At 67.9% G+C, this 13,305-nt stretch carries 10 protein-coding genes; 1 reads left to right on the top strand and 9 read right to left on the bottom strand.

All coding sequences use genetic code 11. The features are described from left to right. Nucleotides 1-17: 17 nt before the first annotated feature. The 8 genes from MKD50_RS26740 to MKD50_RS26775 form a co-directional block, all read right to left on the bottom strand. The gene (locus MKD50_RS26740; protein WP_252669398.1) at nucleotides 18-1,163 is read right to left on the bottom strand and encodes an MFS transporter; all 1,146 of its coding nucleotides are present in this window, start codon (nucleotides 1,161-1,163) and stop codon (nucleotides 18-20) included. A gap of 230 nt (nucleotides 1,164-1,393) precedes the next feature. Next, nucleotides 1,394-2,398, bottom strand: a complete 1,005-nt coding sequence (locus MKD50_RS26745; RefSeq protein ID WP_252669400.1) for a tripartite tricarboxylate transporter substrate-binding protein — start codon at nucleotides 2,396-2,398, stop codon at nucleotides 1,394-1,396. 147 nt (nucleotides 2,399-2,545) lie between these two features. Beyond that, entirely contained in the window at nucleotides 2,546-5,269 is a 2,724-nt protein-coding gene (locus MKD50_RS26750; protein ID WP_252669402.1) for a molybdopterin-dependent oxidoreductase, read from the bottom strand. 41 nt (nucleotides 5,270-5,310) lie between these two features. After that, complete coding sequence (locus tag MKD50_RS26755) at nucleotides 5,311-6,552, bottom strand: NAD(P)/FAD-dependent oxidoreductase (protein ID WP_252669404.1); 1,242 nt, start codon at nucleotides 6,550-6,552, stop codon at nucleotides 5,311-5,313. Between the two features lie 65 nt (nucleotides 6,553-6,617). Then, nucleotides 6,618-7,001 carry a nitrite reductase small subunit NirD gene (gene nirD / locus MKD50_RS26760; protein ID WP_115699922.1) on the bottom strand — a complete coding sequence of 128 codons (384 nt, stop codon included), beginning with the start codon at nucleotides 6,999-7,001 and terminating at the stop codon, nucleotides 6,618-6,620. A gap of 26 nt (nucleotides 7,002-7,027) precedes the next feature. Beyond that, the gene (gene nirB, locus MKD50_RS26765; RefSeq protein ID WP_252669406.1) at nucleotides 7,028-9,589 is read right to left on the bottom strand and encodes a nitrite reductase large subunit NirB; all 2,562 of its coding nucleotides are present in this window, start codon (nucleotides 9,587-9,589) and stop codon (nucleotides 7,028-7,030) included. Between the two features lie 80 nt (nucleotides 9,590-9,669). Then, the gene (locus MKD50_RS26770) at nucleotides 9,670-10,989 is read right to left on the bottom strand and encodes an MFS transporter (RefSeq protein WP_252669408.1); all 1,320 of its coding nucleotides are present in this window, start codon (nucleotides 10,987-10,989) and stop codon (nucleotides 9,670-9,672) included. A 329-nt stretch (nucleotides 10,990-11,318) separates the two neighbouring features. Beyond that, nucleotides 11,319-11,777: a winged helix-turn-helix transcriptional regulator gene (locus tag MKD50_RS26775; RefSeq protein ID WP_240071799.1), complete on the bottom strand. Its 459-nt coding sequence runs from the start codon at nucleotides 11,775-11,777 to the stop codon at nucleotides 11,319-11,321. Between the two features lie 93 nt (nucleotides 11,778-11,870). Here MKD50_RS26775 and MKD50_RS26780 point away from each other — a divergent pair, with 93 nt between their 5' ends. Continuing rightward, on the top strand, nucleotides 11,871-12,452 hold the full coding sequence (locus MKD50_RS26780; protein ID WP_252669411.1) for a GNAT family N-acetyltransferase: 582 nt from the start codon (nucleotides 11,871-11,873) through the stop codon (nucleotides 12,450-12,452). A gap of 19 nt (nucleotides 12,453-12,471) precedes the next feature. Here the strand turns inward: MKD50_RS26780 and MKD50_RS26785 are convergent, their stop codons facing one another. After that, nucleotides 12,472-13,284, bottom strand: a complete 813-nt coding sequence (locus MKD50_RS26785; RefSeq protein ID WP_240072100.1) for an EamA family transporter — start codon at nucleotides 13,282-13,284, stop codon at nucleotides 12,472-12,474. Between the last annotated feature and the right edge of the window lie 21 nt (nucleotides 13,285-13,305).

A 13,305-nucleotide genomic window follows, 5' to 3' on the forward strand; every position in this document is an offset into this window, starting at 1 on the left:
ACGCTCGCACTTCCTTGCTAGAGCTGCCGAGACCCGACAGTGGCGCTCAGGATCGCGCCCGCCACGCAGATTCCGCCGAGCAATGCCGCGGCAGGCGTGACACCGTACGTGGCCGACGCGCTTGCAGCGACCGGCAACAGCGCCAATACAGCCACGTTATTGACGCTTTCCGACACCGCCAGCACCTTTCCCTTGTTTGCACCGGCCCGCTGCGCGAGGATGGCGGTGCTGGCAGGCGCCGCGATACCCAGCGCCGCTCCCCAGGTCAGCAGACATCCCAGCGCCACCGGCAGCCCGATCGCGGCCGTCAGGAATAATGTCATGGAGCAGCCGACCACCACGGTAGCGAGAACCAGGGTGTTTTCTTCGCGCTGGTAACGCCGGCTGCAATGCCCTGCCAGCATATTGCCGATTCCCAGCCCCAGCCCGAATACGGAAACGGCAATGCCGACGGCTCCCACCTCGAGCCCATATCGCATCCGCAGCGCTTCTCCCGCAAAGACGTAGCCCGCCACTGCACTGCCATTCCATGCGCCTTTTGCAAGCAGAAGGCGGAAGATGCCAGCGCTTTTCTTCTTGACGGACGATTTCTTACTGATGCAGGCGCGTGGCAGATCGCGCGGAATCACGCACCAGCCTAAGCCGAAGGCCGCAAGGCAGCTTCCGGCGATCAACAGAAACGGCGCGCGCCACCCCCAGGCCTCCACCAGCAAACCAGCCACGGCGGGCCCGGCTGCGATCCCCGCCGTCATGCCAAGCATGACACCACCCATGGCGCCGGCTTGTCTCGCCGGCGGTATCCGATCGGCGATCAGGGCGAAGACGGTCGGGATCGTAGCGGCCGCGGCCAGGCCACCCAGAATTCGCAGGGCCATGGCGGCCGGCAGTGTCGGCACCAGCGTCAGCGCAATGCTATCCACCGCGAACAGCAGCATGGCAGCGAGCAGTACCCTGCGACGCCCGGCGTGATCCGAGAGCCAACCCATCAACGGCGCCGCTGAGGCGTAGGACAAGGCGTAGGCCGAGACCAGTCCCGACGCATGCGCCGGGGACGTGTTGAAGGCCGAGGCGAGTGGGGCCAGCATCGGTGCGAGCATGAACTCCGCGGCCCCGACCATGCAGACGGCAAGGGCCAGGACGGGCAGAAGGAACGGCGATGGCATTCGGAAACTCCGGGGGCGAGATGACGGACAGCCGAAGCGCGCGTCGAAATGGCAACGCGACGGCATCGATGGCTAAAACCAGCTAAATCGGGGGAATCGAGCCACGCCGCGGAGTCGGGCGCAGACAGAAGCGGTGCGCGGGGGCACCAGTCAGGGGGGATGGGCGGACCTGGAAGGTCCGCCCGGAAGATGGAAGATTCTAACGTATTGCGGGGAGAGGGTGCGTTGGCTTAGTCGGCCTCGACCTTCATCGACCTCAACAGCGGCTGCCACTTGTCGCTTTCCGCCTTCAGCAGCGTCCGCAGCCCGTCCGGCGTCTGCTTGTCGACCGGAACGATTTCCGCACCAAGTCCGTCCAGTTTTCTGATCACGGCCGGATCCTTCAGCCCCTTCTGCAATGCCTTGGTCAGGCGTTCGACGGCGGCCGGCGGTGTGCCCCTGGGCGCGTAGATGCCGTGCCATACCTTGACGTCAAAGCCTTTCAGTCCGCCTTCCTGCAACGTCGGGGCCTGCGGCAGCGCCTTGATCCGTGCCGGCGTGGTAACGCCAAACAGGCGCACGCGATCAGCCTGGATATGCGGCAGGGTGGCCGTGGTCTGGTCGCACAACAGGTCGACCTGGCCACCCAGCAGCGCGGTCAGCGCGGGGCCCGCGCCCTGGTAGGGGATGGCGTTCAGCTTGACCTGCACCGATTGTTCGAACAGCAGCCCGCACAACTGGGATACGGCGCCCAGGCCGGCATTGGCCAGCGACACCTTGTCCTTGTTCTGCGTCACGTACCGGATCAGTTCGGGCACCGTCTTTGCCGGCAGGTCCTTGCGGCCCATCAGTGTCATCGGCACATCCGCCACCTGGCCGACATATTCGAAATCCTTCAGCGGCGCATACGACAGCTTCTTGTACAGCGCCGGCGCGGTCGCCATGCCGTTGTGGTGGATCAGCAGGGTATAGCCGTTGGCCTGGGCGCGGGCGACGAAGGCGGCGGCCACGGTGCCGCCGGCACCGGTGCGGTTTTCCACCACGATGCTCTGGCCAAGATCTTGCGACATGGCTTGCGCCAGCGTGCGCGCGACGACATCGGTCGGGCCGCCGGCGGAGTAGGGCACGACCAGGGTGATCGGCTTGGCCGGATAGTCAGCCGCCGCCGCCCCTGAGGCGCCTGCCATGGCAGAAGCCGTTACCAGTATGCCCGCCAGCCATCGCGGCCCGGTGAGCCGATACTTCGCATCCTTCATTGCTGTCTCCGGATAGGTGCCGCGCCATGGGGGTCCGGTGCGGCTTGTCAGGGTTGCGCGGCTAGCATGACGGCTAGCCGCGGCGACAGCAATCTGGTTCTCGTGAAGGATGCCTAATGCATGGTGAAAGATCAGCCTGGCAAAAGCTCAGGCCACCTCGGCCACGCGCACCTCCACCAGCAGTTTTTTCAGCTCCGGCACGCACGAACCGCAGTTGCCGCCGGCCTTGACGCAGGCCGTGATCTCCGCGGGCGTTTTCAGGTCATGCTTGCGCACGGCGTCGCAAATGGTGTTGCGCCCGACGCCGAAGCAGGAGCACACCGTCGGGCCGGTGTCGGCGCCTTTCTCCATCGGCTGTCCGAGCAGCAGCCCGATCCGGTCGGCGTCTTCCAGGCGCTCGCGACCGAACAGGCCGGCAAGCCAGGCGCGCGACGGCAGTTCCGGGCGCGTCGACACATAGACGCAGGCCTCGAGCCGGTCGTCGACGACATGGCCCGCGTGGTACACGCCCGCGGCGCGGTCCTCGTATTCCAGCCAGTCGGCGTCCGGGTCGGTTACGCCAAGCAGCGTGCGGGCCCAGACGGTGCGGTCGGCGACGGTGTCGCGGCCGGCAAATTCATAGCGCTGGAACTGGCGGCCCTGCACCCGCGTCCAGTAGGTCAGCGCTTCGGCCGGCAGCGCGCGGCGGCTCAGCATGAAGCCATGCCAGTGCACGCCGAACGGCTCGACCCGCACCGGCGTGTGCTTGAACTCGGGTTCGCCGGAAACAGGATCGACCACCGGATTGACCAGCGCGCCGACGCGCGCGTCGGAGCTGAATTGTCCGTTCCAGTGGATCGGGACGAATACGCTGCCGCGCGGAATGCCGCCGCCATGCCGCACGCGCGCGACCATCGCGCCCCAGCGCGTGCTGACGCGCGCGAGCTTGCCTTCGCCCACGCCGCACAGCAGCGCGTCCTGCGGGTGCATGTCGACAAAGGGCTCGGGCAGGTGGTCGGCGAGCTTGGCCGACTTGCCGGTGCGCGTCATGGTGTGCCACTGGTCGCGCACGCGGCCGGTGTTCAGGATCAGCGGGAAGTCGTCGTCGGGCGCGTGGGCCGGCGCGCGCGGCGGCGTGGCGACAAAGCGGGCACGGCCGTCGGCATGGGCGTAGCGGCCATCGCCGAACAGCCGCCGGGCGTCGACGCCGCTCAGCGCGGGCACGGGCCATTGCACGGGTTCCAGCCCGTCATAGCGCGCCGCGTCCAGGCCGGCCAGTCCGCCGATATCGAAAGCGCGCGGCGCGTCATGGTTGCGCCATGCACTCAGGCGCGCGTGTTCGTCGAAGATCTGGTGCGGCCCGGCATAGTCGAAGCCGCTGAAGCCCATGCGGCGTGCCACCTCGCACAGGATGTCCCAGTCGGCGCGCGCTTCGCCGGGTGCCGGCAGGAAGGCGCGCTGGCGCGAAATGCGCCGCTCCGAGTTGGTCACGGTGCCATCCTTCTCGCCCCAGCCCAGCGCGGGTAGCAGCACATGCGCGGCGGCGTTGGTGTCGGTGCGCTCGATGATATCGCTGCTGACCACCAGCTCGCACCTGGCCAGCGCGCGGCGCACCTGGTCGGCGTCGGGCAGGCTCACCACCGGGTTGGTAGCGATCACCCAGACCGCCTTGACGCGGCCGGCCTCGATCGCTTCGAACAGCTCCACCGCCTTGAGGCCGGGGCGGTCGGCGATTGCGGGCGATTGCCAGAAGTCCTGCACGACCTCGCGATGCAGCGGGTTGGCCAGCTCCATATGCGCGGCCAGCATGTTGGCCAGGCCGCCGACCTCGCGCCCGCCCATAGCGTTGGGCTGGCCGGTCAGCGAGAACGGGCCCATGCCTGGCTGCCCGATACGGCCGGTGAGCAGGTGGCAATTGATGATGCTGTTGACCTTGTCGGTGCCGGCCGACGACTGGTTGACGCCCTGCGAAAAGGCCGTCACGGTCTTCTCGGTCTGCGCGAACAATGCGTAGAAGTCCAGCACGTCCTGCAGGTTCAATTTGCAGGCGCGGGCCACGGCAGCCGGATCGGCGCAGGCGGCATCAGCGGCCTGCAGGGCTTCATCCAGCCCCGCGGTGCTGCCGGCGACGAAGGCGGCGTTGGCATGTCCTTCACGCGCCAGGTAACTCAGCAGCCCGTTGAACAACCACACATCGGTGCCCGGCCGGATCGCCAGGTGCAGGTCGGCCAGTTCGCAGGTGGCGGTGCGGCGCGGGTCGATCGCCACGATCTTCATCTCCGGGCGCGCTTCCTTGGCGCGGGACAGGCGCTGGAACAGGATCGGGTGGCACCACGCGGTGTTGGAGCCCACCAGCACCACCAGGTCGGCCAGTTCCAGGTCTTCGTAGTTGCCCGGCACCACGTCTTCGCCGAAGGCGCGCTTGTGTCCGGCCACGGCCGACGACATGCACAGGCGCGAGTTGGTGTCGATATTGGCGCTGCCGATAAAGCCCTTCATCAGCTTGTTGGCGACGTAGTAGTCCTCGGTCAGCAGCTGGCCCGAGACGTAGAGCGCGACCGAATCGGGACCATGGCGGCGGATGATGTCGGTGAAGCCGCGCGCCACGGTGTCGAGTGCACGGTCCCATGACACCTGCTGCAAGCGGCCCTCGGCATCGCGCAGCTTGGGATGGAGCAGGCGGCCTTCCAGGTTGACCGTTTCGCCCAGCGCCGAGCCCTTGACGCAGAGCCGGCCCTGGTTGGACGGATGCTGCGCGTCGCCCGCGATCTCGACCTGGCCGTCGGCGCGCACCGAGGCACGCACGCCGCAGCCGACGCCGCAGTACGGGCACGTGGTGGCGGTGGTAGTGGTCAGGGTTGCGGATACAACCGGGATGTCGGACAGGTTCACGCGTTCTCCGTGCGGGGGGCGTTATATGGCTTGGGGTGATGCTAGGCAGCCAGCGCTTCGCACTGCGCCTTGCCGAACAGCAGGCGCTGGCGCAGCGCCGCCACCGGTGTGCGTTGCTGGATCAGCTCGAAATACCAGGCGCCGTCGTGCACGTCGCCGTACAGCACGGCGCCGACCAGGCGCCCGTCCTGCAGTACCAGGCGCTTGTAGACGCCGCGGCGAGCATCGCGCAGCACCAGGTCTTCGCTGCCTTCGCCGCCGATGAAGTCGCCCGCGGAGTACAGGTCGACGCCCGTCACTTTCAGCTTGGTGGCGGTGGCCTGCTGCACGTAGCGGCGATGGCCGGCACCGGCCAGGTGCGCGGCGCACACGCGCGCCTGGTCCCAGATCGGCGCGACCAGGCCGAAGGTGGCCTGGCGATGCTGCACGCACTCGCCCACGGCGTAGATGCGCGGATCGTAGGTCTGCAGCGTGTCGTCGACGACGATGGCGCGCTCGCAGTGCAGGCCGGCGCCGGCGGCCAGTTCGATATTGGGGCGCACGCCGGCGGTCATGACCACCAGGTCGGCGGGGATCTCGCTGCCGTCCTTGAAGCGCACGCCGGTGACGCGTTCGCTGCCGAGGATCTCCGCGGTCTGCGCGCTCAGCAGGAAGCGCAGGCCCTTGCGTTCCAGCGCGCCCTTGAGCAGCGTGGCGGCGGGCTTGTCGAGCTGGCGCTCCATCAGGCAGTCGGCCAGGTGCACCACGGTCACGTCCATGCCCTGGCGCAGCAAGCCGTTGGCCGCCTCCAGCCCCAGCAGGCCGCCGCCGATCACCACCGCGTGGCGGTGGTTGCGCGCGGCCTGCAGCATGGTCTCGACGTCCTGGATGTCGCGGAACGCGATCACGCCGTCGAGCTGGTGGCCCGGCACCGGAATGATGAACGGCTTCGAGCCGGTAGCCAGCAGCAGGCGGTCATAGCGCACCTCGCGTCCCGAGGCGGAACGCACCACGCGGCGCGGCCGGTCGATCGAGACCACGGGATCGCCGGCGAGCAGTTCGATGCCGTTTTCTTCGTACCACTCGCGCGTGTTCAGCATGATGTCCGCCACCGTTTTCTCGCCGGCCAGCACGGGTGACAGCAGGATGCGGTTGTAGTTGCCGTGCGGCTCGGCGCCGAACACCGTGATGTCGTACAGGTCCGGCGCCAGGCGCAGCAGTTCCTCGACGGTGCGCATGCCGGCCATGCCGTTGCCGACGACGACCAGGCGCGGCCGGGCTTGAGGGTTGGCGGAAGGCGTCATGCCGGCATCTCCGTGGGCAGGGCAGGTGGGCAGGGGCAGCATCGATCGGGGGCAGGGAGGCTGGGTCAGGCGGCGAGTTCTTCCTCGGCCTCCCGCACTTCCACGCCGGCGGCGATCCACACCTTGCCGTCATAGACGCGCGCGGCGTAGGCGTTGACCGACTGCTCGGGCGCCTCCAGGCATTCGCCGGTGCGCAGGTCGAAGTGGTGCTTGTAGATCGGCGAGGCCACCACCAGCCGTTCGCCGAGGTTGCCGACCAGCCCGCGCGACAGCACCGCGGCCTGCGCGTTGGGATCGAAGTTGTCGATGGCGTAGACCTCGTCGCCGCGGCCGATGCGGAAGACCGCGACCTGCCGGTCGTCGACCAGCGCGCACACACCAGTATTGGGCACGATATCGCGTACGGTGCAGATGGCGGTCCAGGTTTCGGGATGGTGGGGATGGCTCATCACGTTCTCCTTGTTTGCGGGCACGGTCAGGCGGCTTTCGCGGGCATGGACACCACGGGAATGTGGCTCAGCCGGGAGCGTTGCAAGTTCCGTTCCTCCGGCGTGGCCGGGCGGATCTGGCCGCGTTCTTCAATGAACACCAGGTTGTCGTCGCGGCGGTCGCTGTTGACGAAATGGCGGAAGCGCTTGCGTGTCTCGGGGTCGGTCACGGCCTTCTTCCACTCGTCTTCATAGGTGTCGACCACGTGCTGCATCTCGGCTTCCAGCTCGGCGGCAATGCCCAGCTTGTCGTCGAGCACCACGGCCTTCAGGTAGTCCAGGCCGCCTTCGAGGTTGTCGCGCCAGACGCTGGTGCGCTGCAGGCGGTCGGCGGTGCGCACGTAGAACATCAGGAAGCGGTCGATGTAGCGCACCAGCGTATCGTGGTCGAGGTCGCTCGCCAGCAGTTCGGCATGGCGCGGCTTCATGCCGCCGTTGCCGCAGACGTACAGGTTCCAGCCCTTGTCGGTGGCGATCACGCCGACATCCTTGCCCTGCGCCTCAGCGCATTCGCGGGTGCAGCCGGACACGCCGAACTTGATCTTGTGCGGCGCGCGCAGGCCCTTGTAGCGGTTTTCCAGTTCGATCGCGAGGCCGACCGAATCGCCCACGCCATAGCGGCACCAGGTCGAACCCACGCACGACTTCACCGTGCGCAGCGCCTTGCCGTAGGCATGCCCGGATTCGAAGCCGGCGGCGATCAGTTCTTCCCAGATATAGGGCAGTTCCTCGGCACGCGCACCAAACAGGTCCACGCGCTGGCCGCCGGTGATCTTGGTGTAGAGGCCGTACTTCTTCGCGACCTGGCCGACGGCGATCAGGCCTTCGGGCGTGACTTCGCCGCCCGGCATGCGCGGCACCACCGAGTAGGTGCCGTCCTTCTGGATGTTGGCGAGGTAGTAGTCGTTGGAGTCCTGCAGGCTGGCGTGCTCTTCCTTCAGCACGAACTCGTTCCAGCACGACGCCAGGATGCTGCCCACGGTGGGCTTGCAGATATCGCAGCCCAGGCCGTTGCCGTGTGCGTGCAGCAGCGCGTCGAAGCTCTTGTGCTGGCCCACGCGCACCAGGTGGTACAGCTCCTGGCGCGAGTACGGGAAGTGCTCGCAGAGATGGTTGTTGACCGCCATCCCTTGCTTCTTCATCTCGGCCTTCATGATCTGCGTCACCAGCGGCACGCAGCCGCCGCAGGCGGTGCCGGCCTTGGTGCAGCTCTTGAGCGCGCCGATGCTGGTCGAGCCGTCGCAGACGGCGGCGCAGATCTCGCCCTTGGAGACGTTGTTGCACGAGCAGATCTGCGCGGTGTCGGGCAGCGCGTCTGCGCCCAGCGCCGGCTTGGCCTTGCCGCTGCTGTCGGGCAGGATCAGGAATTCCGGCGACTCCGGCAGCTCGATCTTGTTCAGCATCATCTGCAGCAGCGTGCCGTACTCGCTGGCATCGCCGATCAGCACGCCACCCAGCAGGTACTTGCCGCAGTCGGACACCACCAGCTTCTTGTAGACCTCGTTGCGGTCGTCGCTGAACTGGTAGATGCGCGCGCCCGGCACGGTGCCGTGCGGGTCGCCGATGCTGGCCACGTCCACGCCCATCAGCTTGAGCTTGGTGCTCATGTCGGCGCCGCCGAACTCGGCCGCCTCGCCGCGCAGGTGGCGCGCGGCCACGCGGGCCATGTCGTAGCCGGGGGCCACCAGGCCGTAGATCTTGCCGTCCCACAGCGCGCATTCACCGATGGCGTAGATGTCCGGGTCGGAGGTGCGGCAGTTGTTGTCGACCGCGATGCCGCCGCGCGCGCCGATTTCCAGGCCGCTGGCGCGCGCCAGTTCGTCGCGCGGGCGGATGCCTGCGGAGAACACGATCATGTCGGTGTCGAGGTGCGTGCCGTCGGCGAACACCATGCGATGGGTGCCGTCCTCGCCATCGACGATCTCGACGGTGTTCTTGCCGGTGTGCGCGGTCACGCCCAGGCCGGCGATCTTCTGGCGCAGCATGCGGCCACCGCCTTCGTCGACCTGCACCGCCATCAGGCGCGGCGCGAATTCCACCACATGCGTCTGCAGGCCCATGTCGCGCAGCGCCTTGGCGCATTCCAGGCCGAGCAGGCCGCCGCCGACCACCACGCCGGTCTTCGAGCGCGCACCGCATTCCTGCATCGCCTCCAGGTCTTCGATGGTGCGATAGACGAAGCAGTCCTTGCGGTCCTTGCCCGGCACCGGCGGCACGAACGGGTACGAACCGGTGGCGAGGATCAGCTTGTCATAGGACAAGATCTCGCCGGTGGAGACCTTGACCGTGCGCGCGGCGCGGTCGATCTCCACCGCACGGGCATTCAGACGCAGCAGCATATTGTTGTGCTGCTCGAAGAAGCCCGCCGGCACCAGCGACAGGTCTTCCGCCGACTTGCCGGAGAAGAACTCGGACAGGTGCACGCGATCGTAGGCGGGACGCGGTTCTTCGCACAGCACGGTCACTTCCAGGTTTTCCGCACCGGCTTCCGCCAGCGATTCCAGGAACTTGTGACCTACCATGCCGTGGCCGACGATGATCAGTTTCATGATGCTTTCCTTGTCCGGTAGTCAGTCTTTGCTGCTTGTGGTGCTTGTGGTGCTTGTAGTGCTGAGAGGCGATATGGAATTCAGTTGGCCAGCGCGCTGTCGTACAGCGCCTGCTCGCGGGCCTTGTGCTCGGCGCTGAAGCGGATGGCGATGGCGCACAGCGCAGCGATGGTGGCCAGCACGCCCAGCACCGTCAGGGTCTGCTGCACGTTGCCCAGGCCCTTCAGCAGGAAGCCAGCGGCCACCGCGCCCACGTTGCCGCCGGCGCCGATGATGCCGGCCACGCCGCCCAGCGCCTTGCGGTCGATAAAGGGCACCAGCGCATAGGTCGCACCGCAGGCCATGTGGGTGAACAGGCCGAACAACAGCATCGCCACCACCGCCATGGCCACGTTGCCGGCCTGCGCGAACCACAGCAGGCCCAGGCCTTCGCCCAGGATCAGCACGAACAGCAGCGTGGCGCGCGCATCCAGGCCGCGCCGGCGCGCCGCCTTGTCCGACAGCCAGCCGCCCAGGGCGCGGGCGAACAGCGCCAGCAGGCCAAAGCTCGCGGCGGCCATGCCGGCGGCCTTCAGGCTCAGCCCGAAGCGGTCGACGTAGTACATCGCGGCGATGTTGTGGATGAAGATCTCCACGCCGAAGCAGGCGCCGTAGGTGATAAACAGCAGCCACACGCGGTAGTTGGCGCTGGCGGCGCGGAAGCTCGCCCAGCCACCACCCTTGCCGCCATCCTTGCCGCTGATTTCTAGGCCCTGCGCGCGCAGGTCAGAGTAGTTGCCTTCCGGGCAGTCCTGGGTGAAGCGGTAATAGACCACCGCCATCACCAGCATCAGCACGCCCGGCACCAGCAGCGCGATGCGCCAGCCGAAGGCGTGGTCCGCGCTCATCATCAGCACCGCCGCCAGCACCAGCGGCATCAGCGCCTGCGCGGCGCCGCCGCCGGCATTGCCCCAGCCGGCCGAGGCGGCGTTGGCGGTGCCGACCACGTTGGGCGCGAACATCACCGAGGTGTGGTACTGCGTGATCACGAAGCTGGCGCCGACCGCGCCGATCAGCAGGCGGAACACCAGGAAGGTTTCGTAGTTCTGCGCCAGCGCCACGCCCAGCACCGGCAGCGCGCCCAGCGCCAGCAGGCCGGTATAGGTCTTGCGCGGGCCGAAGCGGTCGCACATCGGGCCGATCACCAGGCGCACCAGGATGGTCACCGCCACCGCCGCGATATTGATATTGGCGATCTGGCCCGGGGTCAGGCCGAATTCGCCCTTGAGCACCGGCATCAGCGGCGCGCAGGCAAACCACGCGAAGAAACAGACGAAGAACGCCATCCAGGTCAGGTGGAAGGCGCGCATCTGCGGGGTGCTCAAGCTCAGCAGCTCGATGCGGGTGGCTTTGCCGGTCATCGTCACTTGCTCCAAAAACAAATGGCGTCCCGCAAACCGGCCGTGAAGCCGGTTCAGGGGACGCCGTTGTCCTGACAGCCGCTACATGGGATAGGGGCTGTGTATGTGGGGATGGGCCGGTCGCCGTTGACGGGCCCGGACCCAGTTACGCAAGGGGTGTGCCAGCGTGTTATGTGACGGGCAATGGCTTCCGGCGGCGGGCCAGCGGGGGCGCAAGCGGGTTCGATGCGCTTTGGTGGGGCGGGCGGGTGGTGCGCGGCACGCTCATGGTGCAGTGCGGTGGACTGCGCTGGTGCGGTGCGGCACCAGCGGCAAGGAAGAGCGGGGCGTCAGCCGCCGGCGGGCTTTTGCACCGGGATGATCTGCATGTCGCGCGGCGACACCTCGGCGCCGTCCTCGTCGACCAGCGCCGCGCGCACCAGCTTGCCATTCGCGCGCGAGCGGATCTCGACCGGGCCGCCGTCGGGCGCCATGTGGCAGTCGCCCCATTGCATCAGGCCGACCAGCACCGGCAGCAGCTCCACCGCGGCGCGGGTAGGCCGGTACTCGAAGCGTTCGCGTTCGCCGGGCTCGCGGTAGCCGACCTTGCGCAACAGCCCCGCATCGGTCAGCGTCTTGAGCCGCGCCGACAGCACCGCCGGCGAGCATTCCAGCCGGCGCAAGAAGTCGTCGAAGCGCGTCACGCCGTGGAAAACGTCGCGCAGGATCAGGATCGTCCACTTTTCGCCGATCAGCGACAGCGTAGAGGCGATCGAGCAATGGCGGAGGTCGGACGCAGTGGTGGTCATGATGCCGTGAAGCGTAGCACGCTGACTTCATTTGCAAAAGTCAGGGCATCTCCTATACTCTGGCTACAGATTATGAATCCAGATGGTGGCAGCATGGATCTCCAGGGCTTGGCGCGCGGCGGCGTAACGGAAAGCTGGATGGCGGGACGGGGCACGCAGGTGACGCTGCGCCGCACCCGGGTTAAGGATGGCGCGGCGCTGCGCGCGATGGTTGACGCGCTGTCGCGGGAGAGCCGCTACTACCGCTTCCTGACCGGTGGACGCGTGGTGGACGAAATCGTCGCCGGGCTGGCCGCGCCCGGGGACGGTGGCGTGGCCCTGGTCGTGGTGGCGCGCGGTGAAGACGGCAGCCAGACCATTGTCGCCAGCGCCGAATATGTCGTGTCCGGCCAGGTTGCCGAGTTCGCGGTGGTGGTCGCCGACGCCTGGCAAGGGCAGGGGCTGGGCCGGCGCCTGATCGCCAGGCTCTGCGAGCTGGTGCGCGCGGCCGGGCTGCACGGGCTGCGCGGCGACGTGCTCAGCGAGAACCGGCGCATGCTGGCCATCCTGCAAGGGCTGGGCTTTGCCAGCCGCCGCAATCCGGAGGACAGCTTCCTGCATGAAGTCTCGCTGGCGCTGGCCCAGCCGGCGCGCAGCGCGCAACGGCTGCCGGCGGACTGGTTCAGCGCGCGCTGACCGGCAGCGCGCTCAAGCCTCAGCCGGCTTCGCGCTTGCCGCGCGAAGTCACGGTACAGCCGACCGAGGCCGTGATGATGCTCGCGATCGCCAGCCACTGCACCGTGCTCAGTTGCTCATGCAGGAACACCAGCCCGGCCAGCGCGCCCATGGCCGGCTCCATGCTCAGCAGGATGCCGAAGGTGCGCCGGTGCAGGCGCTTGAGCGCCACCATCTCGAGCGAATAGGGAATCGCGCTCGACAGGATGCCGACCGCCAGCCCGAACAGCAGCAGGGTCGGACTGAACATCGCGGTGCCCGCGTGCGCGAGGCCGAACGGCAGCACCACCAGTGCGGCCATGGTCAGCCCCAGCGAGGTCGCCTGCCCGCCGTGGGCGTTGCCCGCCATCTGCCCGAACACGATATACAGCGCCCAGCCCACGCCCGCGGCGAGCGCATAGCCGATGCCGACCGGGTCCAGCGTGCCGGCGGCATCGCCCACCGGCAGCAACAGCAGCAGGCCGGTCACGGCAAACGCAATCCACAGGAAATCGATCGCGCGCCGCGACGACAGCACCGCCACCGCCAACGGCCCGGTGAACTCGATCGCGATCGCCAGCCCCAGCGGAATGGTTCGCAGCGACATGTAGAACAGCAGGTTGGTGGCGCCCAGCGCCGCGCCGTACAACGCGATCGCGCGCGCGTTGGCGCGCGTCAGCGGCATGCGCCACGGGCGCCAGACGCACAGCAGGATCAGCGCGGAAAAGCTCACGCGCAGCGCCGTGGTGCCCTGCGCGCCCAGCGCCGAGAACAGGCTCTTGGCGAACGAGGTGCCGATGCACAGCGAGGCCATCGAGCCGGTCAGGGCCAGTAC

The sequence above is a fragment of the Cupriavidus mimosae genome (assembly GCF_023952485.1).
GTDB classification, from domain to species: Bacteria; Pseudomonadota; Gammaproteobacteria; order Burkholderiales; family Burkholderiaceae; genus Cupriavidus; species Cupriavidus taiwanensis_C.

Excerpts from the sequence above, each read along its gene's own strand:
- MKD50_RS26775 (WP_240071799.1), bottom strand. The coding sequence starts at position 11,777 with ATGACCACCACTGCGTCCGACCTCCGCCATTGCTCGATCGCCTCTACG.
- MKD50_RS26780 (WP_252669411.1), top strand. The coding sequence starts at position 11,871 with ATGGATCTCCAGGGCTTGGCGCGCGGCGGCGTAACGGAAAGCTGGATG.
- MKD50_RS26740 (WP_252669398.1), bottom strand. The coding sequence starts at position 1,163 with ATGCCATCGCCGTTCCTTCTGCCCGTCCTGGCCCTTGCCGTCTGCATG.
- nirD (WP_115699922.1), bottom strand. The coding sequence starts at position 7,001 with ATGAGCCATCCCCACCATCCCGAAACCTGGACCGCCATCTGCACCGTA.
- nirB (WP_252669406.1), bottom strand. The coding sequence starts at position 9,589 with ATGAAACTGATCATCGTCGGCCACGGCATGGTAGGTCACAAGTTCCTG.
- MKD50_RS26770 (WP_252669408.1), bottom strand. The coding sequence starts at position 10,989 with ATGACCGGCAAAGCCACCCGCATCGAGCTGCTGAGCTTGAGCACCCCG.
- MKD50_RS26745 (WP_252669400.1), bottom strand. The coding sequence starts at position 2,398 with ATGAAGGATGCGAAGTATCGGCTCACCGGGCCGCGATGGCTGGCGGGC.
- MKD50_RS26755 (WP_252669404.1), bottom strand. The coding sequence starts at position 6,552 with ATGACGCCTTCCGCCAACCCTCAAGCCCGGCCGCGCCTGGTCGTCGTC.
- MKD50_RS26785 (WP_240072100.1), bottom strand. The coding sequence starts at position 13,284 with ATGGCCTCGCTGTGCATCGGCACCTCGTTCGCCAAGAGCCTGTTCTCG.